The sequence below is a fragment of the Marinobacter sp. F4218 genome (assembly GCF_019443085.1).
GTDB classification, from domain to species: Bacteria; Pseudomonadota; Gammaproteobacteria; order Pseudomonadales; family Oleiphilaceae; genus Marinobacter; species Marinobacter albus.
In genome coordinates this window covers 1,503,903-1,526,920 of record NZ_JAHZIL010000003.1, presented here as the reverse complement: position 1 = coordinate 1,526,920, position 23,018 = coordinate 1,503,903, and the positions used below count along the sequence as shown (strand labels likewise).

Sequence of the window (23,018 nt, the reverse complement as noted above, 5' to 3'; positions counted from 1 at the left end):
GACAACCCAATGGCTACAGAGTATCAGTACCACTCCAACATCTGGCTGGAAGAGCCGGAAGCTGAAAACCCTTTTGCGGCAAGGGCCTGCTACTGCCGTGGGTACGATGTCTACGGCGAAGTCGTCCGGAAGGCCGGTTGGTTCGAGTACCTCTTGCTTATGTTCAAGGGCGAGCGACCGGGCACGGGAGAGCCGGAGTTACTCGAGAAGCTCGCCTTGGTTATCGCGAACCCGGGGCCCCGGGAGGCCAGCGTCCGGGCGGCAATGAATGCAGGAGTGGCTGGGACCAATCACAGCTCCGCCTTGATGGCGGCACTTGCAGTTGGCGCCGGCCAGTACGGTGGTTCACAGGAACTCTCGGTGTGTATCGGGTTATGGCAAGAATGCCGTTTTGATTTTGATCGATGGTGCGCCCGGCTACTGAACCCTAGTGACGACGAACGGGCAGACATCTGGCTGCCCATGGAACATGCACCCGGCTTCGATCCGAATGGCGACGTAACTCCCACGCCCATTCTCCAATCGCTGGACCTGCTCGTCGGATTAGCGCCAGCCAACGGTGCACTCGCCTGGCTGAAAGCCAATCGGCAGGCCCTGGAGCAGCACGTCGGCTACCCTCTGGCAATGAGCGGGCTTGCGGCAGCCGCGCTGGTGGATCTCGGTATGGATCCGGATCAGGGCAGCATGTTGTACCTGATGCTCCGGCTGCCGGGGGCGGCAGCACACGCCCTGGAGCAGAAACAGATGGGCTGGAAAAAGTTCCCTTACTACGGCCCCGCGATCGAGCTTGATGAGAGCGGCTCCAACACGGATTCTCCGGAGGCGACCCGAAAATGAGTCACAAACGGCTTTTGGATACCGAGAAACGTTGGGTAACCCGCAAGGGCAAAGCCTACCTTTCCGACCGGGTTATTGTGCATGGCAAGGATTTGCATAAGGAGCTCGGCGATTACGACTGGATTCATCTATATCTATACGCCATTTTAGGGCGCGATCCGGGTGAAAATGTTGCGAAATTGCTGAGTTCATTCTGGGTTTCCACCAGTTATCCGGACGCTTCGATATGGCCTAACCACGTAACGGCATTGGCAGGGACCGTTCGCGCAACAGCATCACTGTCGTTAATGGCCGGACTGAGCATTTCGGAAGCGTCGATATATGGTCGCCGTCCTGAAGTGCGGGCGCTCGATTTTTTCTATCGAGCCGGTAAGCATCTTGACGCTGGCGGTGATCTCGGCGAGTTCGTTGAAAACGAGAAGTCGGCGGGTCGGACTATCTATGGTTATGGTCGTCCGCTGTCCAGGACCGACGAGCGAATCCCATTCATGTTGGACAAAGCCAGGGAGTTTGAATTGGATGGCGGCCGCTACTTGCAGATCGCACTTAATGTGCACAGCTATCTATATGAAAAGTATGGCTACTCAATGAACGTTGCGGCGGTGCATGCGGGCCTCGCCGCTGACATCGGCCTGAGTTGTCAGGAGTACCAGATTTTCGGGAGTCCGGCTTTTGTCACGGGCTTGGCACCATGCTATCAAGATGCGCGAGATAGGCCTGAGGGAAGTTTCTTTCCTGTGCGATGCAGTAACATCGTTTATGAAGGGCCCGCCAAGCGGAATTGGAGTGCCTAGAACTGGTATTGCGCTTCGACGTAGGCAGATCTCCCCGGCATGGGGAAGTCACCGGGAATCGCCGGTCTCGGGTCCGAATAGGGGCTAGGATCGCGAACGTCGGCATTGAATGCGTTTCTGACCGAAACTGCAATATCAAACCCACGCCACAGGCCGTTGGTGCGGGCAGTAAAGTCAACCGTCGTGTAGTCCGCTACCGGCTCCCTTGAGTCGGTAGCTGCCCGCTTTTGTTCCCCAACCCAGTTGGCTTGAGTGTTCAGGGCCCACGTCTGCGCAACCTGCCATTCAACGCGGGCATAGACCTGATGATTGGGCGCCTGCCCGACTGATTCCTTATTTTCATCATCCTCGGCGGATTGGTAAGCGTAGTTTGCTGTCAGATTGAGATTGTCGAGCGCCTGATACGTCACCTCCAGTTCTCCGCCATGACCTTTTCGCTTCCCTGAATTTTGATACTGGCTGGAAACTGGTCCCGACGTGGGCTCCGCAGTTATCAGGTCATCAATTTCGTAGTAAAAAACATTAAATCCGTAAAAGAGGCGTGAACTGGCCTGGTAGGAAAGAGCCAGTTCCAGAGTGTCAATCGTTTCCGGGTCAAGTTCATCATTACCCGCCGTGACCGGGTTGTTGTCAACATAGAGTTCATTCAAGGAGGGCGCTCGGAACGCACGGCCATAAAGAAACTTGGTAGTCAGATTGTTTGTGGTGGCCCAGACCAATGCTGCTCGCGGGTTAACCGTGTCCCCAAAGTCGGCGTAATAGTCGTAGCGAAGCCCGCTTACCAGTTGCCAGTTTTGGGCAAATTGCCATTCATCCTGTACGAACATGTAGTAATTCTTTCTATCTTCTTCCGGCATCCAGACCTGATCCGGATCGTCGGAAACGTCTTCCACTTGCCCCTTCGGGCTGAAGTCGGCATTGAAGTTTTTACGCTCGCTGACGTCGTATAAATCTGCCCAAAAGGCGCCAACGCCCGACAGAATGCGGTGGTTGTCAAAGCGACTGTAGATAGAGCTCAGATCGAGCCGTGCTTGCCGCTCTTTGTACCCCGGGCTACCAAGAAACCCATCAGGAAACGCACCACCAAAAGCCCCGGGCGGGTACAGAGCGATGTCGTTTTCAGGTTCTTGGGTAAGGTTGTAGTAGCTGATTCGCGACTCAATATCCAATCCATCGATTATTTCCAGCCAATGATAGCTGTAATCCAGGTTGATCCGCTGGGACTCGTAACGCCCTTCAGGGTCGAGTGCCTGTGCCAGGCCAGGACCCGTGGCAAGATTCCTTCGATCTTGCAAGCCGGCCCTCAACTGCCAGCGATCACCGCTGAAATCAATTCGAGCGTCGAAATGGTCTGCGGCCATATTTACCGGTCCAGGAGCCAGGGAGGCAGACGTACCGAATGCTTCGTCGAAGTTGGTTTGGGCATCACGATCGATAGTTTTGCGCCAGCCATCGGTGCTTTGCTGTTCGAGCACCAGACTGATATCGGTGCCATTCCATGCGGTGGAGCCCTCAATCCACGCAGCGTGGGTGTCGAAGCTTCCTGTACGCGCGCCGGCCACCACACCATCTATATCCTGCGCGCTCTTGGTGATGATGTTGATGACACCGGCGTAGGCATCCGCACCGTAGAGGGCTGATCCGGGGCCGCGAATTACCTCTATCCGCTTGATGGCCTTAACCGGCATGCCGCTCCATGCATTACCTCGATTACCGAACATCATTGAGGTGACAGGAACACCGTTGATCAACAGCAGAGCTTGGGGATTGAAGCTGGAGGTAATGCCGCGGAAAATATACTTGGGCGTGAAGCCCTGGTCAGAATGGTTAACATGAAGACCGGGAACGGTCTCCAAAACCTGATCCAGGTCCGTTGCCCCAATTGCAGCTATATCGTCGGCGCTAATGACCGAGGTAATGGCTGCAGCTTTGTCCAGCGGAGTTGCGGTCCCGGATGCGATCGAAACCACCCGGATCTGACCCAGTTCCTCGAGAGGGGTATCCCAGAGTGTGTCATCACTGGATGCTGCGTTTGCCGCCACGGGAATTAACAGCCAAACGAGGACTGAGATCCAGAGTTGCTGGCGGACTTTCAATATGCGCATCCTGTGACCGAGTTGAAAGAGCGTACCTAAGCGCGAGAATTGCTTACCAAACCGGAGTTTAGACGTATTTCTTGCTTAAGCAAACTTGAAAAGGGGAATGAGGCTGTCCTGACAATGCACCGAGCCCATGCTGCTATGTTTTGTGTTCCCGTGTTAGTGAAAAGCGTCACAGAATCGTCGACCAACTGCGCAAACCGTCTTTTTTGACGATAGACTGATCAAAAATTGTCATGTGCGTTTGGCATGGATGAATGAGTCAGCACAGGTTTGTGGTCATGGATATGTTTTCGGGGATTGGGATAGTCGGACGTTTGGTCGGTCGCTCGGTGAGGGGCGCGGGCAGTGTTGTGTTATTTGCGCTGCCGGCACTGGTTTCCGCCCAGAGCGAGGCCCCTGGCGAAGACGATGCCTTTGAATACGAAGAACGTTCTACGATTCACAACATTCCACTGCGCTCGATAGAAGAAGACGTTCTCGCCAATACGGTGATCGAGGGTGGGTTGTCTGCGCCGGCGGTCGGTGTGCCGGTCAAGCCTGCTACAGACGACGATTTTTACCTGGACCCGCTGGCTTTACAGCCTCGGGATAGCCGAACGGACCTGGGGCGCTCCGAAATTCCGGTGGAATTCCGCTTCAGTAATCCCAAGTCCATTCCCGGGCAGACGCACAGCAACAACTACGTTATCCGTCCGCCTGAAAACCGCAATTACGACGCCCTGAACGTCAACATGACTGGGCGTTAAACCACTGCTGCGGCACTCAGGCTGCAGCAGTTTCGCCCATGCTGGCTTTTCCAAGAACATCCTCATAGAAAAACGTCAGGGCCTGGCTGGCCTGGTTCAGCCGTGCACGTGAAATCTCGACGCGGTCGCTCAGATAGCTGAGGAACAGTTGGCGATCCTCGCCGGCGAGGGTTTCCGGGTCTTTCATATCGTGGAACAACACGAAGCGGGTAATCCAGTGCAGGTAATTCTGTTCGGCACGCTGGTTCAGGTGCTGGGTGCGAATGGCGTTTTTTACACGACCAACAAGGCCGGGCTGGGATTGTTCCAGCGCTTGGGTGATATCCATGAATAACTCTTCCGATAGGGTTCTTCTTGTTATGTTGGGCGCATCTTATGACAAACGTTTGAACGTCGCAAAACTTTCTAGGGGAAGAGTGACCCCGATCAACCTGACCGGAGTCCACAGGGAGGAATGCTTATTTCAGGGCGTTGAGCTTGTCGATGTACTTTTGCATGGCCTCGTCGCTGGAAGTGCCCTTGAGCTTGTCCCAGGCGTCGTACTTGGCGCGGCCAACAAAGTCCATCATGCCCGGGCGCTTGCCGGAAACATCGCCCTCAGTGGCCTGTTTGTAAAGCGCATAGAACTCCAGCTTCATCTCGTTGGACGGCTGAAAATCGCCCTCGGCGTTCTGGATGTATTTTACGGCTTCATCGAACTGGGTTTTCAGATCGCTCATCTTGCTCTCCTTGTTGGTATTCGTTGGGTCCTGAGAGGGATTGGGCCGAGTATAGCCAGCACAGGGCCCGTCGTCATTGACCAAACGTTCCTTTCCTTCGACGAATGGGGTATTGTCCCGAGCCGAAAAATTCGATAAGCGGAGAGTTGCCCATGGCCAGCACCAACAAGTTGTCTGGAATCGTAAATAAAATCAACCGACTGCCTGATTTTGCCCGTTCCAGAGCCCTGACCCTGTTCTTCGGAAAGGTCGTGCCGTTTACCGGTACCACCGGCATCCGTATTGAATCACTGGATCAGGCGCGGTGTGTCATCAGTCTGGCCAACAAGCGCCGTGTTCAGAACCACATCGGTGGCGTGCATGCGGTTGCCTCCCTGGTGCTGGCTGAGTCGGCAACCGGCTTTCTGGTTGGCCTGAACGTGCCGGACGACAAGGTGCCGGTGATCAAGACTGCCAAAGCGGAATATACCCGTCGTGCCAAGGGTGACATGACCGTTGAAGCCCACCTGACGGAAGAGCAGCGCGAGCGAATGCGTTCGGAAGAAAAAGGCGACGTTTCCGTCCCGGTCACCATTCGCGACAGTGAGGGCAAGGAGCCCATCGAAATCGAGATGGTGTGGGCGTGGACGCCTAAGCGGGGGTAACTGCGTTTGGGGCTATTTCCACAGATTGACCAAACCAATACATTCAGCCCTTGAACGTAAAACCGAAGTTTTTGGCGGAGGGCTAATAACCTTCTCGAATGCCCGCTATGCCAGACAGATGCGATAACGGAGAACGCCGGCGTTCTCCTCCCGGATCCATTCAATCCGGTGACCGGTTATTTCGCACAGCGCCTGCAAATCCCGACGGCCACTGGGGTCGTCGGCCAGAAATTCGACTTCGGTCCCGCTGGGTAAACCCTGGGTGCGTTTTTTAAACCGTAAAATAGGGAGCGGGCACACTAAACCGACGGCGTCGATTTGGTGTACCCCGGTCTGATCATTCAAGGCGTACGCTCTCACTGCTGGCTTGTTCGGCTGAGGACCAGCCGAACTGGTCAAGAACGACCGGGGCGAGCGAGGCAATCACCAAGGCTGCGACAAATGCGGAAATCATGACCTTCATGATGACTCTCCTTTGCCTTCTTTGGCCTCGACCTCAGCCACCCAGAGATCGTGGTGCTGGCGCGCCCACTCTACGTCAACATGACCGTTGCCCATGGCATCGAATGCCCCTTCCATACCGACCGAGCCGATGTAGATGTGGGCAATGATGGCCAGCATCATCACGAAGGCCACAATCGAATGCCAAATGTTGGCGTATTGCATTTCTTCGTGGGGTGCCAGGTCGGTCGGGAAACTGGTGCCCAGGACGCTGTTGATAACCCCAAAGGTATCGGCAAACATCGGCAATTGAAACGGGAACAGCAGGGACAGGCCGGACAGAGAGACCGAAAAGCCCAGCACCATCACGGTCCAGAAAATTATTTTCTGACCTGCGTTGAACTTCCTGGCTGAAGGGTGGCTCTTGGTAAAGATGCCGCCGCCCGCTTTAAGCCATTGCCAGTCCAGCTTGTTTGGGATGTTGTGCGCCACCCACATGCAGAACGTCATTACCAGCCCCAGCATGAAGGCCCACGAAACATTGTTGTGAAGCCACTTGGAGCCGGCAGCGATCGGCGCAAAGGCGTCGATCCCGATCACCGGGATCAGAAAACTGCGCCCCATCAACGTGACCAGCCCGGTTATACCCAAAACGATAAACGAGCCGGCCAGCAACCAATGGCCAAATCGTTCTACGGCCTTGAATCGCTCGATCGTGGTGCCGGCAGGACCGCCATCAATCATGATTTTGCCGCGAACGAAGTAAAACACCACCAGCAATGCCACGAAGCCAAGGATTGCACCGCCGCCGTAGGTGATCACCGGTCCCTCGCGCAGCTTGTACCAGGGCATGCCTTCGTCCTGAATCATTACGCCATTGGCCGGTCCGGGTGACTGAACGGTGGGATCAATCTTGTTGTAGCGGATAGAGCGCCAGACATCGGCATCAGAGCGCCCTCCCAGCGTGCCCAGTTGGCCACTGGCCGGCGCCGCATTTTCGGGATTACCGAGGTTTTCAGATCGAAAGGACTCATCGATCTCCAACTGTTCCTGACGGCGCATGATGTCTTCGAGGGTTTGAGCTCCCCCCGTGGCAGTTCGATCAACGGTCGAACCATCTTGCGCCCAGGCAGGATTAAACAGCAGTGTCGCCAGCGCAAGGACGGCGGCACTAAATAGTTTTGATTTCATGAGAGCACTCCAGCGGAATCGAAAAGAAGCATTCGTTGCCTTTCTGAATACCGGGGCCCGACGGGCCCCGGAACACTCAGGCCGGTTTATGCACCCTTCTTCTCGTAGGCTGTGCCCCATCCCCAGGCGCCGGAACCAAAACCACGGTTCACCACGCGCTGGCGATAGATATCCGCCACCTCGTTGCCATCACCGGCCAACAGGGCTTTGGTTGAGCACATTTCCGCACAAAGTGGCAATTTTCCCTCCGCAATGCGGTTGCGTCCGTACTTTGAGAACTCCGCTGTCGAGTTGTCTTCTTCAGGACCGCCAGCACAGAACGTGCATTTGTCCATCTTGCCCCGGCTGCCAAAGTTGCCCGCCTGTGGGAACTGAGGTGCGCCGAAGGGGCAAGCGTAGAAGCAATACCCACAGCCGATACACAGATCCTTGGAGTGCAACACTATGCCGTCCTCGGTCTGGTAGAAGCAGTCCACCGGACAGACGGCCATACAAGGCGCGTCAGAACAGTGCATGCAGGCTACCGAGATCGAGCGCTCGCCAGGCTTACCATCTTCGATGGTCACCACGCGTCGGCGGTTGATGCCCCAGGGGACTTCATTCTCATTCTTACAGGCCGTTACGCAGGCATTGCATTCGATGCAGCGTTCGGCGTCGCAAAGGAATTTTGCGCGTGCTTGTCCTTCAAGTGCCATGATCTACACCTCTCATCATGCCGGCATAATCGAACACAGGGTGGCCTTGGTCTCTTGCATCTGCGTGACCGAGTCATACCCGTATGTTTGAACAACATTGGTGGATTCACCCAAGACAATCGGGTCGGCCCCTTCGGGGTATTTGTCCCTCAGAGACTTGCCCTCCAGTTCTCCGCCGAAGTGGAACGGCATGAAGGCGACGCCTTCGCCAACCCGTTCGGTCACCATCGCCTTGACCTTGATGCGTCCGCCTTCCGGACCGGAAACCCAGACGTCGTTGCCGTCACGAATGTTCAGGTTGTTCGCATCGCGGGGATTCACCTCGATGAACATTTCCTGCTGCAATTCCGCCAGCCAGGGGTTCGAGCGTGTCTCGTCACCGCCACCCTCATATTCGACCAGGCGGCCGGAGGTGAGAATGATGGGGAACTCCTTGCTGAAGTCATTCTTCTGAATGGACTCGTACAAGGTCGGAACCCGCCAGAAGGTCTTGTCCTCGTAGGTAGGGTAATCTTTGACCAGATCCCGGCGCGTGGTGTAAAGCGGTTCACGGTGAATCGGCACGGGATCCGGGAAGTTCCAGACCACGGCCCGCGCTTTGGCGTTACCAAAGGGTGCGCACTCGTGCTTGATGGCCACCCGCTGGATACCGCCTGACAGATCGGTCTTCCAGTTGGTCTCGGGACCGGCAACTGTTTCAATGCTGGCGCGCTCTTCATCCGTGAGGTCGCCGTCCCAGCCCAGATCCATCAGCATCTGCATGGTGAATTCCGGGTAGCCGTCCTTAATCTCGGAATTCTTGGAGTAGACGCCTTCTGCAAGCAGGTTCTCGCCGTCGCGTTCGACACCGAACCGGGCCCGGAAGGTGAGGCCGCCCTTGGAGACCGGCAACGACATGTCGTACAGGTTGGGTGTTCCGGGATGATTCATCTCCGCTGTACCCCAGGAAGGCCACGGCAGCCCATAGACGTCACCATCGCAGGGGCCTCCGTTCGCTCGCAGAGTGGTCTTGTCGAAGTGGTGCTGGTACTGCATGTGTTTCTTGAGACGCTCGGGTGATTGACCGGTGTAACCGATGGTCCACATACCGCGATTGAATTCGCGGGTAATGTCCTCGATCGACGGCTCGTCGCCCTCAATGGCAATGTTGCGGAACATACGATCGGTGAAACCGAACTTGTCCGAGAACAGCTTCATGATTTCGTGGTCGACCTTGGAGTCGAACAGTGGCTCAATCACCTTTTCACGCCACTGGAGCGAGCGGTTCGAAGCAGTAACGGAACCGTAGGTCTCGAACTGGGTGGTCGTTGGCAGCAGGTAAGCGCCGTCTTTGCGATCGTGCAAAACTGCCGACACGGTGGGGAAGGGATCCACGACGACCAACAGGTCCAGCTTCTCCATGGCTTCCTTCATTTCGAGCATACGGGTCTGGGAGTTGGGCGCGTGGCCCCACAGAACCATGGCCCGGGTATTGTCGGGCTGCTCCAAGTTTTCCTTGGCCTCCAGAACACCATCGATCCAACGGGAAACCGGAATGCCTTTCTCGTTCATCATGGCTCTGGATTTGCCGTTTTTGTCCCACACGGCAAACCGACCTTTCAGCCAGTCCAGGTCCTCCTCCCAGACGCGCGCCCAATGAGCCCAGGAGCCGGCGGCCAGGCCATAATAGCCGGGCAGGGTGTCGGCCAGGACGCCCAGATCGGTGGCACCCTGAACGTTATCGTGACCACGGAAGATGTTGGTGCCGCCGCCAGAAACGCCCATGTTGCCCAGTGCCAGTTGCAGAATGCAGTAGGCGCGTGTGTTGTTGTTTCCGTTGGTGTGCTGGGTACCACCCATGCACCAGATGACGGTGCCCGGGCGGTTATTCGCCAGAGTACGGGCAACGCGCTCAAGCTGGGCTCCCGGTGCACCGGTAACCCGCTCGACTTCTTCAGGGTTCCAGCGTTTCACCTCGTTTCGGATCTCGTCCATTCCCCACACCCGGGTGCGGAGAAACTCCTTGTCTTCCCAGCCGTTCTCAAAGATGTGCCAGAGAATGCCCCAGACCAAAGCCACGTCTGAACCCGGCCGGAAGCGTACAAACTCATCGGCATGGGCGGCGGTGCGCGTGAAACGCGGATCGCAAACAATGAGCGGCGCGTTGTTTTCTTCCTTGGCTTTCAGAATGTGAAGCAACGACACCGGGTGCGCTTCGGCGGGGTTACCCCCGATCAGGAAAATCGCCTGGGATTTGTGGATGTCGTTGTACGAGTTCGTCATCGCCCCGTAGCCCCAGGTGTTGGCTACGCCCGCGACCGTGGTTGAGTGACAGATCCGGGCCTGGTGATCGACGTTGTTGGTGCCCCAGTAGGCAGCAAATTTACGGAAGAGGTACGCCTGTTCGTTGTTGAACTTGGCGCTGCCGAGCCAGTAGACGGAGTCGGGACCGCTCTCTTCGCGGATCTGCAGCATCTTGTCGCCGATCTCGTTGATGGCGGTTTCCCAGGAGATCTTCTGCCATTGGCCATCGACCATTTTCATAGGGGTCTTGAGGCGACGTTCGCCGTGCGCATGCTCGCGCACAGAGGCTCCTTTCGCACAGTGAGCGCCGAGATTGAATGGGCTGTCCCATCCCGGCTCCTGGCCGGTCCAGACGCCATTTTGCACTTCGGCCTCGACCGTGCAGCCGACGGAGCAATGCGTACATACTGATTTCTTGAGAACGACTTCCCCGCCTTCCGCCGACGGCGTTTCGGCCCGAACCCGCGTGGACGTCAGCGATAGAGCCGCCAGACCACCCACGGTGACACCGGAGGCCGCCAGAAACCCACGTCGGTCCAGAGTTTTTGCGGCGAGGGATGAAAGTAAAGATCCCGCACGGGAGCCTTTCGCTACCCCGTTGGTTTTCTTCCTTAACATGTCAGTTACCTCTGTTTTTTGTTCTCGTTTTTCCGGAGGTGTGATCATTCAGGAGCATCACGCAATCCTGAACGACGCACGCTTCCTCAAAAGCGAGCCGATTCGAAGTATTTCCTTGTGTGCTCAGTGTCACGCAGACCGCGGCTTTTCGGGGCGTCGTTAGCGACCTCGGCTGCGGCGTTCGGTGCAACTGCCATGGCAACGGCAGCTGGTGCTGCGGTTGCTGCCAGCTGCAAGAAACGGCGACGGCTGTTTTCATGTTTGGGGTTGTCCATCGGACACCTCCACCTGAGTTAAGGGATCGGGCAGATCCCGGTTACTGAATTGCAAAAGCATCAGCTTCTACGGTCATGAAAGCCCGACCCAACGAGCCCACAGGAGCGAAGAAGACTGCGCTTTGCGCTTCTTCCAAATCGGTAAAAAATAACGCCGCCCACTTTGCCAGGTGGGCGTCAAAAAAGGCTTTCTGTGAAGGCAAATCGCTGTCGCACTCGAACTCGCCCGTGATGATGCCCGCCATGATTTCGCACAGCGTGCTGATGTGATCTTCGGGCTCTTTAACGTCATCCCTCGATTTGATGCCCCTGACCATCAGATCGCTACGCAATTTCGCGAGGGGCTTCTCATTCAGAAAACCGGTGAGGTAGTAACTGGCGTAAGGCAGCAGTTCACCACGGCCGACGCCCACGAAAAGGTTGTTGTACTCGCGTTCGGCGTCATAAGGAGTAGTGCGTTCGGCAAGAGCTGCGAGATTCTTTGAGGCAGCCCCCAGCGGAGTGTCATCACCCTTTAGCGATGCCAATCCGGTGAGCAGCTCTTTGGAAGGTGGCCCCCCCAGCAAGACGCCCAGCAACTGATACATTTGGGCTCGCGCACGATCTTCGTCGTTGATCGAACGGGGGCATGGAACTTCTACAGCGTTGGCCAAGTTTTATCTCTCTTGTTGTTGTTTAAATTTCCATCACTATTCTATAGACCCGATTTAGCGCGGGAGCAACTTCGGCTTCAGCCGCTAATGGTCAAAACGCATCCTGGGACGATAGCGAGGTGTCGTTTCCAGCTCAGGCTCGGGAGCCACAGGTTCAGAGTGGCGGCTAGCGGTAAGGGGTTCTGCACGCATTTCGGATTCTGAATGGTCGACGATTTCTTCGGCGTCCTCCGCAGAGGAAATCGTTTCCGAAGCGTTGGCCTGTTCCTTAACCGGGATCTCGACTTGCTCATCCACCCTTGCGGTTTTATCAATTAAGCCCTGCCCAACTTTGTACAGGGTCTGCACGACGTTGCCTGCAGTGGCGGCGTCCGAGAAATCTTCGTCGTAGTCATTGAGTCCGTCCAGCACTGCCAGAACGGGGTTTGATTTCCACAGCGCGCGCAGGGCCTTACGACGGAGGAATTCGGGAATTTCTTTTCGCATGAACCCGGTAATGTCGGTGCCCAGCACGATGGTATCCGGGGCGGGCAGGTTGTACTTCTCCAGGATCTCATGCTCGGGCAAGGTCTCATTGATGACGAGTTCTTGCGCTTCGGGTGATGGTTCGGATTCGGCTGGCGAGGGAGGGGCGAGCTCCGCCTCTTTGCGAGCTTCGGCTTTCTGACGCGACCAGCGCTGCAGGCGTGACTCACTCATCAGTGCACCCTGGGTTTTTTGAGGTGGGAGGGAGCACGGTAGACGTCGCTCTGCTGACGGATACGTGGATCGCCTTTGCCCTCCTCGACAGCGTCAACACGGACCTCATCGCGACGGCGTTTTTTGAACGGCTCCTCGATGTAATGCATGTCGATAAACTCTTTGATCCAGGCCGCCAGCGACTCGGGGATCGGAACGGCTTCGACAATGCTTTCGCCACTGTCCAGGGCATCCAACGCCTCGTGGGCACTGGCGGTAATGGTGCTGACCACCCACCCTGAGGGAGAGCGACTGGTCTGGTCTTTATCCATGATGATCCAGACGGAGGGAACGGTCATGTTAAGGGACACAAGGTAACCTTCCACATCGGCGCGAAACAGTTCCATGGGAACGGTGCCTGCGTGAAAATCGACCACCTCGCCCTCGCGAACCAGCTCTTTCCAGAACGCCTCCGGTGCGCCCGGTATGACGGCCACTGGCTTCCAGATATCACGCGCCCACTGGGTCACTCCAGGGGAACGGCGGACGACGGCACCCACTTGTATCTCGCGTTTCCAATGCTCTGTGCGACTGCTCATGACTACATCTCTTTTTTTTAAAAGCTAGCAGAGCCCAAACAATTATCCAGTTGTCTAAAAAGAAAGGGCTGTGCCATGCTCTAACGGAGGCATGATCACGTATACGTATAACAACAACGAAAAGAGTCAAATTCCTGATGACGGCACACAAGACCCTACTGTTATGCACCTGCGATAAATCACAGTCGCTTGATCACAAGGCACTGCAAACGGCAGCGGCAGCTGAGCAGGTGATCGTTGTGGATCAACTGTGCGGCAACGATATGAAAACTGCTGCAGAGCATCTGGGCGGCAGTAGCGAAGTGCTCATTGCCTGCGGCCAACAAGCCGCCTTGTTCGAGCGTTTGAGCGAGGACATATACAGTGAAATTCAGCACTCCGCTCCGCTGAGTTCCATCGATATCAGGGATCGCGCGGGCTGGAGCGCACCGAACGCAAGCCCGAAGCGCATACACGCCAAACAGGCAGCCTTGATTGCCGCCGCACAGTTACCGGCTCCTATGGCGCCGGTGAAAACCATTCAGTCCAGCGGGGTGTGTTGCATTGTCGGTCCTACCGAGCAGGCCATCAGGATGGCTGAACTGGTGCAGGACGAGCTGGGGGTTACGTGCATCGTCAATGATTCGGGGCCGATACAGCTACCCTCCGCTGGCTACGACGTGGCCAGAGGTCAATTGACGGCGGCCCAAGGCGCGCTGGGCAACTTCAAACTGGAGTTTGTCCAACTGCAAACGCTGAATCCCGCGGGTCGTGGCGCCCTCGGTTTTGGCGAGATCAAAGCCACTGCCCGCAGTGAGTGCGACATCTTTATTGACCTGCGCGGTATTGGCCCCGCGTTTCCCAGTCATGAAAAGCGCAACGGCTATTTCTGGGCTGACCCGGCGAAAACCGAAGAGTTGGAACGTATCGCCTTGACCGCCAGGGATCGGGTCGGTGAGTTTGAGAAGACCGTGTTTTTCAGGCTGGAAGAATCACTGTGTGCGCATTCCCGGGCGAACCAGACGGGCTGTACGCGTTGTCTGGACGTCTGTCCGACCGAAGCTATTTTTTCCGCTGGCGACCACATACAAATCGATTCGGATATTTGCGCCGGCTGCGGATCCTGTGCGGCGGTCTGTCCGACGTCGGCCGTGACCATGAATGAAACCCCCTTCGAGGCCATCACCCAGTACCTGGAAGTCATGGCCCGGGTCTACCGCGAGCATACCAGCGAAGCTCCGCGTCTGGTTTTTCACACGTTGAGCGCTGGTGCGGAGGCCATTGTCTATCTGGCTCGATATGACGATGGGCTGGCTGATGATCTGATCCCGCTGGGACTGGAACATGTAGACCGGATCGGTCATGCGGAAATCATGGCCGCGTTCGGGGCGGGTTATGCAGAAGTTCTGATCCTGGCAGATAACGAGATAGACCGCCGGGCGGTTACGGCGGAAGTTGAGTTGGCGCAGGCCATGCTCAAAGGCACCCATAATTCACCCAGCCGGGTCCGGGTTATCGAAGCCATCGAACTCTGCGCCGCTGGTGATAACGCCGGACGGGTCAGTGAGCCGGTTTTGCTGGTTGGCGGTCGCCGTGACATCACCCGGGTCACCGTTGCCGCGATGGCGGACAGGATCGAAGCGCCGATTCCTCTGCCCGTGGGCGCCCCCTACGGTGCGATAGAAATCGATTCTGATAAATGCACACTCTGTCTGGCTTGTGTATCACTGTGTCCGACCGGTGCCCTTGGCGACCACCCTGACAGGCCGGAAGTCCAGTTCACGGAAAACGCCTGCGTTCAATGTGGCGTCTGTGATAGCACCTGTCCGGAAACGGCCATCACTCTGAAACCCCAGTTGGATGTGTCGAAGGATGCGTTGAGTGCCCGGGCATTGCATGGCGAAGAACCGTTCGAATGCATCAGTTGTGGAACGCCCTTTGGTGTCGCCAGCACCATTAACCGGATCGTTGAAAAACTGGAAAACCAGCACTGGATGTACACTAACGCTGACAATGTCCAGCTCATAAAGATGTGCGACGACTGTCGAGTGAAAGCCCAGTACCACACGGATAACTCACCCATGGCAGGGGGCGAGCGTCCTCGGGTTCGCACCAGGGACGACTACCTGGACAGTTAAAAACAAAACAGGACACAACATGGTTCAATACGTTGACGCGGGACAAGCCAATCTGATCGGCACCGACGCGCCCCGGCCCCAGGACAAAAATCCTAAGGGGATTGATCGCATCATCGCCATCGCCTCGGGTAAGGGTGGTGTGGGCAAGTCGACAGTGGCGTCCAATCTGGCGGTTGCGCTGGCCTCGAAAGGTCTCAAGGTGGGTCTGTTAGATGCGGATGTCTACGGGCCCAGCCAGCCCCGTATGCTGGGTGTTTCAGGTCGTCCGTCCAGTCCTGACGGGCATACCATATTGCCCCTGCGCAATCATGGCGTGACCCTGATGTCCCTGGGGCTGATGGCCCCGGACGACGAAGCCATCGTCTGGCGCGGACCCATGCTGATGGGCGCCCTGCAACAGATGATGAATCAGGTGGATTGGGGCAGGCTGGATGTGCTGCTGGTGGATCTTCCCCCGGGAACGGGTGACGTCCAGATGACCCTGAGTCAGAAATTCTTTGTGGCCGGCGCCGTTGTGGTCTCGACACCCCAGGACATCGCTTTGATGGATGCGCGCAAAGGCATCGATATGTTCAACCGGATGGAGGTGCCGCTGTTTGGTCTGATCGAAAACATGGCATCCTTCGTCTGTGACGGTTGCGGGAAAGAACACCACCCGTTCGGATCCGGCGGCGCCAGGGCTGAAGCACAAAAGCTTGGCGCGCCGTTTCTGGGCGAGATCCCGCTCGATCTGGATATCCGTGTGGGCTCGGACGGCGGCGTTCCGATTGTGGTGTCAAAGCCGGATAGCCCGCAGGCAAAGGCTTTCCAGCGTATTGCCGATGAAATTGTTGCTTCTGATGTCTACGCCCGGGCTATGCGATGATCGAGTCACCCCAGTTCCCGCCGCTACTCTCGGGCGAAGTGGTGCCCAAGCACACGGATCCCTTTGACAAGGCCGTCAGCCGAGCCATCGCCGGGGTCGATTCCGGGACGATTTTTTACTCCGACGCGGTCGACACCTTGCGGGCAGCTCTGGTGCTGGCACCGGAAACGAGCCTGGAAGAGGCGATTCAAGCCGTTTACGTGGCCCAGATAGGTCTGGCCGAGAGTCTGGGGGCACTGGCCCCGCCCGAAGTGCCTGTGCACTTTCAATGGCCCGATCGTATCAAGGTCAATGGCGCCCTCTGCGGTGTTGTTCGCTTTGCCGCAGATGTGTCTGATCCCAAAGCGCAACCTAACTGGCTGGTCATCGGCATCAATGTACCCTTCATGCATTTGAGCAACGAGCCAGGCAAAAACCCGAATCAAACCTGTCTGCACGAGGAGGGTTGTGTCGAGATCACCCCCATGGGGCTGCTGGAAAGCTGGTCCAAGCACACCTTGCTGTGGTTGACCTACTTCATGGACAGTGGGTTCGAACGCGTACATAGCGAGTGGCGACCACGTTGTGACACTCTGGGTAAAATGATCGACCAGCCAAAACCCGGAGTCTTTGTTGGTCTGGATGAAAAGGGCCGGATGCTATTGCGTCAGGACGTCATGACCGAGACAGTGAGTTTGATTGAATTCGCGGAGCACCTATGAAACTGGCCAGAACCCTGCGTCTGGATGTATCCGATGAAAATGTCTACGAGGTGCCGGCCCCCAGCGGCGAATGGGCGATCTCAGGCGGATTCGAGTTTTCGAACTGGCGCGAAGCGGATCTGACGGGCAAGGCCCGTCAGGCCTTCAGCAACGGCTGGTACAGTGTAGAGTCGGGTGGCCGCGCCAGTTTTGTTGGGGTCTGTGACATTACTGAAGCGGAACTGGAGCAGTTGTGCAGGACCCTCGCGCAAACTTTCGTTGAGCGCTACGGTGCGCCGGATATCGACGCGGCTTACCCCGTCGCCTGCGAAGAAATTGAGCAGATGCGTAGCATGTGTGAGGACTTCGAAGACAACACCCTGCTGATGGTCAGCCGCACGCTGACCGAGCTGGGAGTTGAGGAAACCTACCGCTCCCGGGCTCCACAAGATGCCTCACTGGAGGCCTTTGCCGTGCACGGCAGCGTCGAGTGATTACAACCCGAAGCTGCCGTAGGGGATGAACTGCACGGGGGTCCCGGGCTCGATTTGCTGCGCAGTCTCATCCAGTTCCACCAGACCCTCAGACCAGGCCAGCCCCGTAACCCGGCCCGAGCCTTCAGAGCCGAACACCTCAACCTGACCGTTACGGACCCGAGCGCGCAACATCTCGCTGCGCCCCGGCTTTTTGTTCTTGGTAAAACTGGCGGGCACGAGATAGCCCTGAGGTTCGAACCACTCCCCCCCTGCCAGCAGCGCCATCGCGGGCGCGCCGAAACGCAGCGCGCAGACCCAGGCGGCCACCGGATTGCCCGGCAACCCCACCACAGGCGTGCCACGGAACATGGCCAGCGCCAGCGGCCGCCCGGGCTTGATCGCGATGCGCCAGTTGCTGATGTCACCGTGGGCTTTCAGCGTTTTCGACACATGATCCTCGTCCCCGGCAGATATCCCGCCGCTGGTCAGGATCAGGTCGCATTGCTCGGCGCCACGCTCTAACGCTGCTTTGACGTCCGTAGCCCGGTCCAGTACATGGCCCAGGTCGACCAACTCGTAGCCAAGCTGTGCCACCAGGGCACTCAGCATCGGGCGGTTCGCGTCGTAAATCTGCCAGTCGGTGACCGCTGAACCGACTGGCTTCACTTCATCGCCCGTGGACAGGACGCCAACGCGCAGTCGCTGATACACATCCACCGACGCCACACCCACGCTGGCGAGGACTGAAACCTGGGTCGGCGTCAGGCGGGTTGCCGCCTTGAGGATGCGATCCTGCGCTTTGATGTCCTCACCCGCTTTTCGCCGATTGGCGCCTGCTTTTAACGTACCATTCAAATGCAGCTGGTCATCGACGACCTCGCAGTCCTCTTCCAGAACCACCGTATCAGTGCCAGCCGGCATCACCGCGCCGGTCAGGATCCGGATCGCGTGGCCTTCGGGCACCTGCCCCATGTAAGGTTCACCGGCGGCACTGCGGCCATCCACCAGGGGCAGGGCGCAGGGTACCCGGGTTAAAGGTCCTGCAAACGCATAGCCGTCGACCGCAGAATTGCTGCTGGGGGGATGGGCGCGAGGCGCATAGACATCGCTCGCCAGTATCCTCCCACTCACCTGTGACAGCGGAACAGCGCGCTCCACGCCCACCACGGGATGCAAACGTGAACGCAAGCGCTCCAGTGCCTCGTCTACGGGTGTCCAGTTTACCCCGGGGGGCAGGGCAAAACAGTCGTTACGAAGCTCGTTCATGATTCTCCCGTTTACGGCCCTCTTGGGCTCAGAATAAAGTCGGCTATCCCGGATACATCGTTCAAATCAAAGCCGGGGCCCGAAAACTCCGAAGGATAATCCGTTGCCACTGCAATAATGCTGGCGTCTTCCAGATGAAGCGGCGCACGGGAACACTCCTGCCTGTGCACTTCGATCTTGGGGTGTTTATGGGACTTGAACCCCTCAACCACGACCCAGTCGCAGGGGCCCAGACGGGCCAGCAACTCATCCATGGTCGGCTCGTTGGCGTCCCGAAGCTCGTGCATGATGGCGAAGCGTTGTCCACCCGCCAGGATGACCTCCCGGGCGCCGGCCTCGCGATGCCGGTAGCTGTCGGTGCCGGGCTGGTCGACATCCACTTTATGGTGGGCATGTTTGATCGAATTGACCGTTAAACCTCGGCTGGAAAGCTCACGGATCAGTGCGCTGGCCAGGGTGGTTTTTCCGCAGTTTTTCCAGCCGACAATACCAATGACATTCACTTCAGATGCTGCTCCGCCCAGGCCAGATCTTCTGGCGTGTTGATGTTGAAAAAGTCATCCTCACCGAAAATCACCAGGGTCTCGCCCTGGGTTTGTGTCCACTGACGAATCTTGCGCACGCCGTCGTTCAGGGCATCTCTCAAATCGTGACGCAATGCAACCCGCCAGCGGCCAAAGGTCGGTTGGGGCACTCGGCCGCGCTCCGGGTCCGGCGTCGCCGCCAATACCACCGGAGTATCGTATTCGGACAAACGCCGGGCCAGGTCTAGAGGGAAGGATGGGGTATCGGCGGCGACACTGATCAGCCAATCGTGGCCCTGTTCCGCCGCCCAATCCATTCCTGCCAGCACACCCGCCAGCGGGCCCGCGTAGCCGGTGACAGAGTCGGCCACCACGGGCAACCCCAAATCGTCGAAACGACTCAGATCCCCATTGGCGTTCAACACCACGGCGTCGACCTGCGGCGTGATTCGATCAATGACACGCTGGATCAACGACCGATCGCCCAGCAACAATCGTCCCTTGTCACCGCCGCCCATGCGGTTTGCCTGGCCACCGGCCAGAATGACTGCGCACTCAGTCATGCTCCGCCTCCGTCAATCACGCTGAGCACCTTTACGGCGCATTTTCTTGTCCTCATCGGGAACCTGCGACAAGTCCTGATCGTAGACCAGACGGTGCTGGCCACTGAGGCAGGTGAATTTCTTGCCGCGCATCCGGCCAATCAGCGTCAACCCGACCTGCCGGGCAATATCGACGCCCCAGGCAGTGAAGCCGGACCGGCTGATGAGGGTAGGAATGCCCATCAGGGCGGTCTTGATCACCATCTCGGAGGTCAGGCGGCCTGTAGTGTAAAGAACTTTATCGGCCGCCTGGATGTCGTTCAAGTGCATCCAGCCAGCGATCTTGTCGACCGCATTGTGACGTCCGACATCCTCCATATAGGCCAGGACCTGAAGCCCCTGACACAGGGCCGTGCCGTGAATGGCGCCGGTTTCCATGTACAGGCTGGGCGTGTGATTAATCTGGTAGGAGAGGTCGTAGAAGGTGCTGGTATGAACCGGTGTGTCCGGTAAGGACAGCCCTTCAAGTCCCGCCATCATGTCTCCAAACACAGTGCCCACGGCGCAGCCTGAGGTCCGGGTTTTCTTTTCCAGCTTGTCTTCCACGTCTGTGACACCCGCGGTGCGAACCACAGCGACTTCCAGCTCTTCGTCAAAATCGATCTTCGTGACCCGGTCGGTCTCTTTCAGCATCCCCTGGTTCAGGAGAAAACCGAGCGCCAGGTACTCCGGGTGATCGCCGATGGTCATTGCCGTGACGATCTCCTGGCTGTTCAGATAGATGGTCAGGGGACGCTCTTCGATCACACTGATCGATTTGGCTTGACCGGTCTCGTCAACGCCTTCAACAGTGCGCGATAGCCGGGGGTCGGTGGGGTTGGGAAGAAGCTTTTCAATCGTCATCATTGTTCGAGCCATTCGGGGTGTTACGCGACATATGATGCCGGTGTCGGATTACGCTTGGCCAACCCGATCATATCCGGTCAACCTAGTTGGCATTCGGAAAAAATAACTGTTTACCATCAACCTGATAGGCGCCAATGGCGGCTTGTCCGGTTTCGGACACCAACCACTGTGCAAAGGTCTTCGCCGCCTCTTGATTCACGCTGGGACACTTGTCCGCGTTGACGGGAATAATACCGTACTGGTTAAACAGGGAGGCGTCTCCCTCGTAGAGAATGGTGGCATCCTGTTTGTTGGCAAATGTGATCCAGGTGGCTCTGTCGGTCAACACATAGGCGCTCAGGGTCACGCCCGTGTTGAGGGTTGCGCCCATGCCGCTGCCGGTTTCAAGGTACCATTGACCGGATCCGGTATCAGGGTCGATACCGGCCGCCTGCCACAGAGATCGTTCTTTCTTGTGTGTCCCCGAATCATCCCCGCGTGACGCAAACTTAGCCCCTGATTGCTTGATCCGCTCCAGAGCCTCAATAACGTTCTGAGCTCCTCCTACATTGGCCGGATCAGTTTCAGGCCCGATGATGACGAAGTCGTTGTACATCAGGTCGCGGCGGTAATCGCCATAACCTTCGGTGACGAATTTTTCTTCCGCGGGCTTGGCGTGAACCAGGAGAACGTCCCCGTCACAATGCATGGCGTTTTTGATCGCCTGTCCCGTGCCCACTGCGACGACATGAACCTCAACACCGGTGTCCTTTTCCTGTATCGGTAACAGGTAGTCATACAGACCACTGTTCTGAGTTGAAGTGGTGGATTGAACGATGATCGTATCCGCCAGAGTTTGAGCGCTTAACATTAAAGCAATGCAGGTGATGAGATGTTTCATGGCAGCCCTCTAAAACAGGATTTCACCGGCCAGATAAGCTTTGGCCGCAGGGGTCTGGGGCGTGGTAAAGAATTGATCCGCCGGACTCTGCTCCGCTACCTTCCCATTAGACATAAATACGATTTCATCGGCCAGACGTCTAGCCTGACTTTGATCATGACTGACCAGGATCACCTTGGTTCCCTGGAGGCTTTGGGCTTTGACCAGGGATTCGATTAACAAAACCGATGCCGGATCAAGGTTAGCCGTCGCCTCATCCAGGAGCAACAATGCGGGCTCACTCAACAGCGCTCGGGCCAGGGACAGTCGTTGCTGTTCCCCACCTGACAGCATCCGGGCGGGTTGGTCGGCGCGGTTAGCCAGGTTGACCGACTCCAGGGCCTGAATCAAACGCTCGGGCGCGGTCTTGGCAATCTCGGGGGCCGCAAAGGCCAGATTCTGCAGCACGGTTCGGCGCAGCAGTACCGGGTGCTGAAAGACCATGGCCTGCTCATCGCGACTGTCCGCGACTGCCAGAGAACCCAGTTTGATGAATCCCTGATCCGGAGTGATCAGGCCATGCAGACAGCGCAAGAGCAGGGTTTTGCCTGCGCCGTTCGGGCCCATAATCACAGTGATACCAGGGTCATCAATCTTCAGGTTCACCCCTCCCAGCACGGGCCGATCGCTTCTGGTCAGGCGCAGATCGCGGATACTTATGGGCAATAGTGGATTAGGCATATTGGCGTTTCGCAGCGTATTCACGGACGCCTATCACCAGCGCGTTGACCAGCAATGACAGCGACAGCAGCACCGCTCCCAGGCCCAAGGCGAGGGTCAGGTTGCCCTTGGAGGTTTCCAGCGCGATGGCGGTGGTCATGACACGGGTCAGATGATCAATATTGCCGCCGACGATGATGACAGCACCAACCTCGGCGATGGCGCGACCGAAGCCCGCCAGAATGCAGGTGGTCAGGGCATAGCGTGCGTCCACCAGATAGGCCACCACAGCCCGGCGTCCGGTGATGCCCATGGAGTAAAAAGTATCGCGGTATTCCTGATGGAGATTCTCAATCACCTGATTCGACAGGGCCGCAATAATCGGGGTGATCAGGACTGCCTGCGCGATGATCATGGCAGAGGGTGTGTACAGAAGCCCCAGCCAACCCAGTGGCCCGGACCGAGACAGCAGCAGGTACACGATCAGCCCCACAACCACCGGGGGCATGCCCATCAGAGCATTGAGCAAAAGGATGCAGAATTTCCGCCCCGGAAATTTGGAGATCGCCAGCCAGCTCCCGAGGGGCAAACCGATGATGGCGGATATGGCCAAGGCAATCAGGCTGACCCGGATGGACAGCAAAAGGATTTCGAAGAGATCTGCATCCAGCGTGATAATCAGTCGAAAGGCTTCAGACAAAGCATCCATTTATAAGGATAGTCCTGCAGCAGTAAAACAAAGATTCAATCCTCTTTGCCTCAGGTTCGCAAGGGCTTTGAGCAGGTTC

General features: G+C 57.2%; 27 protein-coding genes. 8 read left to right on the top strand and 19 right to left on the bottom strand.

Translation table 11 applies throughout. From position 1 onward, the window contains the following. Window positions 1–9: 9 nt before the first annotated feature. Window positions 10–837, top strand: a complete 828-nt coding sequence (locus K0B93_RS11010) for a citryl-CoA lyase (protein ID WP_219867253.1) — start codon at window positions 10–12, stop codon at window positions 835–837. Further along, entirely contained in the window at window positions 834–1,631 is a 798-nt protein-coding gene (locus K0B93_RS11005) for a hypothetical protein (protein ID WP_219867252.1), read from the top strand. Before K0B93_RS11010 ends, K0B93_RS11005 begins: the two co-directional genes overlap by 4 nt. Here K0B93_RS11005 and K0B93_RS11000 read toward each other — a convergent pair. Next, window positions 1,628–3,727: a TonB-dependent receptor plug domain-containing protein gene (locus tag K0B93_RS11000; RefSeq protein WP_228743353.1), complete on the bottom strand. Its 2,100-nt coding sequence runs from the start codon at window positions 3,725–3,727 to the stop codon at window positions 1,628–1,630. The genes K0B93_RS11005 and K0B93_RS11000 overlap by 4 nt on opposite strands. Window positions 3,728–3,987: 260 nt before the next feature. Between K0B93_RS11000 and K0B93_RS10995 the strand changes: the two genes are divergently transcribed. After that, window positions 3,988–4,479 carry a hypothetical protein gene (locus K0B93_RS10995; protein WP_228743352.1) on the top strand — a complete coding sequence of 164 codons (492 nt, stop codon included), beginning with the start codon at window positions 3,988–3,990 and terminating at the stop codon, window positions 4,477–4,479. A gap of 16 nt (window positions 4,480–4,495) precedes the next feature. Here the strand turns inward: K0B93_RS10995 and K0B93_RS10990 are convergent, their stop codons facing one another. Together K0B93_RS10990 and K0B93_RS10985 are read right to left on the bottom strand one after the other, a co-directional pair. After that, a complete protein-coding gene (locus K0B93_RS10990; RefSeq protein ID WP_219867250.1) occupies window positions 4,496–4,807 on the bottom strand; it encodes a site-specific integrase in 312 nt (103 codons plus the stop codon). Between the two features lie 130 nt (window positions 4,808–4,937). Next, window positions 4,938–5,198: an acyl-CoA-binding protein gene (locus K0B93_RS10985; protein ID WP_219867249.1), complete on the bottom strand. Its 261-nt coding sequence runs from the start codon at window positions 5,196–5,198 to the stop codon at window positions 4,938–4,940. Window positions 5,199–5,350: 152 nt separating this feature from the next. Between K0B93_RS10985 and K0B93_RS10980 the strand changes: the two genes are divergently transcribed. Further along, the gene (locus K0B93_RS10980; RefSeq protein WP_219867248.1) at window positions 5,351–5,842 is read left to right on the top strand and encodes a DUF4442 domain-containing protein; all 492 of its coding nucleotides are present in this window, start codon (window positions 5,351–5,353) and stop codon (window positions 5,840–5,842) included. Between the two features lie 105 nt (window positions 5,843–5,947). Here the strand turns inward: K0B93_RS10980 and K0B93_RS10975 are convergent, their stop codons facing one another. The 9 genes from K0B93_RS10975 to K0B93_RS10940 form a co-directional block, all read right to left on the bottom strand. Continuing rightward, window positions 5,948–6,202: a sulfurtransferase TusA family protein gene (locus K0B93_RS10975; RefSeq protein WP_285366953.1), complete on the bottom strand. Its 255-nt coding sequence runs from the start codon at window positions 6,200–6,202 to the stop codon at window positions 5,948–5,950. Next, window positions 6,180–6,305 (bottom strand): hypothetical protein, encoded by a 126-nt coding sequence (locus tag K0B93_RS19355; RefSeq protein WP_267460728.1) that lies wholly within the window; start codon window positions 6,303–6,305, stop codon window positions 6,180–6,182. The genes K0B93_RS10975 and K0B93_RS19355 overlap by 23 nt, the downstream gene beginning before the upstream one ends. Continuing rightward, window positions 6,302–7,474 (bottom strand): formate dehydrogenase subunit gamma, encoded by a 1,173-nt coding sequence (locus tag K0B93_RS10970; protein WP_219867246.1) that lies wholly within the window; start codon window positions 7,472–7,474, stop codon window positions 6,302–6,304. The genes K0B93_RS19355 and K0B93_RS10970 overlap by 4 nt, the downstream gene beginning before the upstream one ends. 86 nt (window positions 7,475–7,560) lie before the next feature. Beyond that, the gene (gene fdh3B / locus K0B93_RS10965; protein ID WP_219867245.1) at window positions 7,561–8,169 is read right to left on the bottom strand and encodes a formate dehydrogenase FDH3 subunit beta; all 609 of its coding nucleotides are present in this window, start codon (window positions 8,167–8,169) and stop codon (window positions 7,561–7,563) included. 15 nt (window positions 8,170–8,184) lie between these two features. Further along, window positions 8,185–11,070, bottom strand: a complete 2,886-nt coding sequence (locus tag K0B93_RS10960) for a formate dehydrogenase subunit alpha (protein WP_228743351.1) — start codon at window positions 11,068–11,070, stop codon at window positions 8,185–8,187. Between the two features lie 86 nt (window positions 11,071–11,156). Next, the gene (locus K0B93_RS10955; RefSeq protein WP_219867244.1) at window positions 11,157–11,345 is read right to left on the bottom strand and encodes a twin-arginine translocation signal domain-containing protein; all 189 of its coding nucleotides are present in this window, start codon (window positions 11,343–11,345) and stop codon (window positions 11,157–11,159) included. 41 nt (window positions 11,346–11,386) lie between these two features. Then, window positions 11,387–11,998, bottom strand: a complete 612-nt coding sequence (locus K0B93_RS10950) for a TorD/DmsD family molecular chaperone (RefSeq protein WP_219867243.1) — start codon at window positions 11,996–11,998, stop codon at window positions 11,387–11,389. An 84-nt stretch (window positions 11,999–12,082) separates the two neighbouring features. Next, on the bottom strand, window positions 12,083–12,697 hold the full coding sequence (locus K0B93_RS10945) for a DUF3306 domain-containing protein (RefSeq protein ID WP_219867242.1): 615 nt from the start codon (window positions 12,695–12,697) through the stop codon (window positions 12,083–12,085). Further along, window positions 12,697–13,275, bottom strand: coding sequence for a DUF3305 domain-containing protein (locus tag K0B93_RS10940; protein WP_219867241.1), 579 nt, complete (start codon window positions 13,273–13,275; stop codon window positions 12,697–12,699). Before K0B93_RS10940 ends, K0B93_RS10945 begins: the two co-directional genes overlap by 1 nt. A 137-nt stretch (window positions 13,276–13,412) precedes the next feature. Here K0B93_RS10940 and K0B93_RS10935 point away from each other — a divergent pair, with 137 nt between their 5' ends. From K0B93_RS10935 to K0B93_RS10920, 4 genes are read left to right on the top strand one after another with little or no spacing between them, the layout of a single operon-like run. Then, on the top strand, window positions 13,413–15,392 hold the full coding sequence (locus tag K0B93_RS10935) for a 4Fe-4S binding protein (RefSeq protein ID WP_219867240.1): 1,980 nt from the start codon (window positions 13,413–13,415) through the stop codon (window positions 15,390–15,392). Between the two features lie 19 nt (window positions 15,393–15,411). Further along, on the top strand, window positions 15,412–16,257 hold the full coding sequence (locus K0B93_RS10930; protein WP_219867239.1) for an Mrp/NBP35 family ATP-binding protein: 846 nt from the start codon (window positions 15,412–15,414) through the stop codon (window positions 16,255–16,257). Next, window positions 16,254–16,958: a biotin/lipoate--protein ligase family protein gene (locus K0B93_RS10925; RefSeq protein ID WP_219867238.1), complete on the top strand. Its 705-nt coding sequence runs from the start codon at window positions 16,254–16,256 to the stop codon at window positions 16,956–16,958. The genes K0B93_RS10930 and K0B93_RS10925 overlap by 4 nt, the downstream gene beginning before the upstream one ends. Further along, window positions 16,955–17,431, top strand: a complete 477-nt coding sequence (locus K0B93_RS10920; protein WP_219867237.1) for a DUF6505 family protein — start codon at window positions 16,955–16,957, stop codon at window positions 17,429–17,431. Before K0B93_RS10925 ends, K0B93_RS10920 begins: the two co-directional genes overlap by 4 nt. On the opposite strand, the gene K0B93_RS10915 is transcribed toward K0B93_RS10920, so the two are convergent. The 7 genes from K0B93_RS10915 to K0B93_RS10885 form a co-directional block, all read right to left on the bottom strand. After that, a complete protein-coding gene (locus K0B93_RS10915; protein ID WP_219867236.1) occupies window positions 17,432–18,679 on the bottom strand; it encodes a molybdopterin-binding protein in 1,248 nt (415 codons plus the stop codon). 11 nt (window positions 18,680–18,690) lie between these two features. Continuing rightward, a complete protein-coding gene (gene mobB, locus K0B93_RS10910; RefSeq protein ID WP_219867235.1) occupies window positions 18,691–19,182 on the bottom strand; it encodes a molybdopterin-guanine dinucleotide biosynthesis protein B in 492 nt (163 codons plus the stop codon). Continuing rightward, window positions 19,179–19,766: a molybdenum cofactor guanylyltransferase MobA gene (gene mobA, locus K0B93_RS10905; protein ID WP_219867234.1), complete on the bottom strand. Its 588-nt coding sequence runs from the start codon at window positions 19,764–19,766 to the stop codon at window positions 19,179–19,181. The genes mobB and mobA overlap by 4 nt, the downstream gene beginning before the upstream one ends. Window positions 19,767–19,778: 12 nt before the next feature. Further along, window positions 19,779–20,651, bottom strand: a complete 873-nt coding sequence (locus K0B93_RS10900) for a formate dehydrogenase accessory sulfurtransferase FdhD (RefSeq protein ID WP_228743350.1) — start codon at window positions 20,649–20,651, stop codon at window positions 19,779–19,781. Window positions 20,652–20,733: 82 nt separating this feature from the next. Beyond that, a complete protein-coding gene (locus K0B93_RS10895; RefSeq protein ID WP_219867233.1) occupies window positions 20,734–21,531 on the bottom strand; it encodes a substrate-binding domain-containing protein in 798 nt (265 codons plus the stop codon). Window positions 21,532–21,540: 9 nt separating this feature from the next. Next, on the bottom strand, window positions 21,541–22,251 hold the full coding sequence (locus K0B93_RS10890; protein ID WP_219867232.1) for an ATP-binding cassette domain-containing protein: 711 nt from the start codon (window positions 22,249–22,251) through the stop codon (window positions 21,541–21,543). Next, entirely contained in the window at window positions 22,244–22,939 is a 696-nt protein-coding gene (locus K0B93_RS10885) for an ABC transporter permease (protein WP_219867231.1), read from the bottom strand. The genes K0B93_RS10890 and K0B93_RS10885 overlap by 8 nt, the downstream gene beginning before the upstream one ends. Window positions 22,940–23,018 lie beyond the last annotated feature (79 nt).

Excerpts from the sequence above, each read along its gene's own strand:
- K0B93_RS10995 (WP_228743352.1), top strand. The coding sequence starts at position 3,988 with ATGAGTCAGCACAGGTTTGTGGTCATGGATATGTTTTCGGGGATTGGG.
- K0B93_RS10890 (WP_219867232.1), bottom strand. The coding sequence starts at position 22,251 with ATGCCTAATCCACTATTGCCCATAAGTATCCGCGATCTGCGCCTGACC.
- K0B93_RS10940 (WP_219867241.1), bottom strand. The coding sequence starts at position 13,275 with ATGAGCAGTCGCACAGAGCATTGGAAACGCGAGATACAAGTGGGTGCC.
- K0B93_RS10930 (WP_219867239.1), top strand. The coding sequence starts at position 15,412 with ATGGTTCAATACGTTGACGCGGGACAAGCCAATCTGATCGGCACCGAC.
- K0B93_RS10895 (WP_219867233.1), bottom strand. The coding sequence starts at position 21,531 with ATGAAACATCTCATCACCTGCATTGCTTTAATGTTAAGCGCTCAAACT.
- K0B93_RS10980 (WP_219867248.1), top strand. The coding sequence starts at position 5,351 with ATGGCCAGCACCAACAAGTTGTCTGGAATCGTAAATAAAATCAACCGA.
- K0B93_RS10960 (WP_228743351.1), bottom strand. The coding sequence starts at position 11,070 with ATGTTAAGGAAGAAAACCAACGGGGTAGCGAAAGGCTCCCGTGCGGGA.
- K0B93_RS11010 (WP_219867253.1), top strand. The coding sequence starts at position 10 with ATGGCTACAGAGTATCAGTACCACTCCAACATCTGGCTGGAAGAGCCG.
- K0B93_RS10945 (WP_219867242.1), bottom strand. The coding sequence starts at position 12,697 with ATGAGTGAGTCACGCCTGCAGCGCTGGTCGCGTCAGAAAGCCGAAGCT.
- K0B93_RS10990 (WP_219867250.1), bottom strand. The coding sequence starts at position 4,807 with ATGGATATCACCCAAGCGCTGGAACAATCCCAGCCCGGCCTTGTTGGT.
- K0B93_RS10955 (WP_219867244.1), bottom strand. The coding sequence starts at position 11,345 with ATGGACAACCCCAAACATGAAAACAGCCGTCGCCGTTTCTTGCAGCTG.
- K0B93_RS11005 (WP_219867252.1), top strand. The coding sequence starts at position 834 with ATGAGTCACAAACGGCTTTTGGATACCGAGAAACGTTGGGTAACCCGC.
- K0B93_RS10985 (WP_219867249.1), bottom strand. The coding sequence starts at position 5,198 with ATGAGCGATCTGAAAACCCAGTTCGATGAAGCCGTAAAATACATCCAG.
- K0B93_RS10970 (WP_219867246.1), bottom strand. The coding sequence starts at position 7,474 with ATGAAATCAAAACTATTTAGTGCCGCCGTCCTTGCGCTGGCGACACTG.
- K0B93_RS10885 (WP_219867231.1), bottom strand. The coding sequence starts at position 22,939 with ATGGATGCTTTGTCTGAAGCCTTTCGACTGATTATCACGCTGGATGCA.
- mobA (WP_219867234.1), bottom strand. The coding sequence starts at position 19,766 with ATGACTGAGTGCGCAGTCATTCTGGCCGGTGGCCAGGCAAACCGCATG.
- K0B93_RS10915 (WP_219867236.1), bottom strand. The coding sequence starts at position 18,679 with ATGAACGAGCTTCGTAACGACTGTTTTGCCCTGCCCCCCGGGGTAAAC.
- fdh3B (WP_219867245.1), bottom strand. The coding sequence starts at position 8,169 with ATGGCACTTGAAGGACAAGCACGCGCAAAATTCCTTTGCGACGCCGAA.
- K0B93_RS10900 (WP_228743350.1), bottom strand. The coding sequence starts at position 20,651 with ATGATGACGATTGAAAAGCTTCTTCCCAACCCCACCGACCCCCGGCTA.
- K0B93_RS10935 (WP_219867240.1), top strand. The coding sequence starts at position 13,413 with ATGACGGCACACAAGACCCTACTGTTATGCACCTGCGATAAATCACAG.
- K0B93_RS10920 (WP_219867237.1), top strand. The coding sequence starts at position 16,955 with ATGAAACTGGCCAGAACCCTGCGTCTGGATGTATCCGATGAAAATGTC.
- K0B93_RS10925 (WP_219867238.1), top strand. The coding sequence starts at position 16,254 with ATGATCGAGTCACCCCAGTTCCCGCCGCTACTCTCGGGCGAAGTGGTG.
- K0B93_RS19355 (WP_267460728.1), bottom strand. The coding sequence starts at position 6,305 with ATGAAGGTCATGATTTCCGCATTTGTCGCAGCCTTGGTGATTGCCTCG.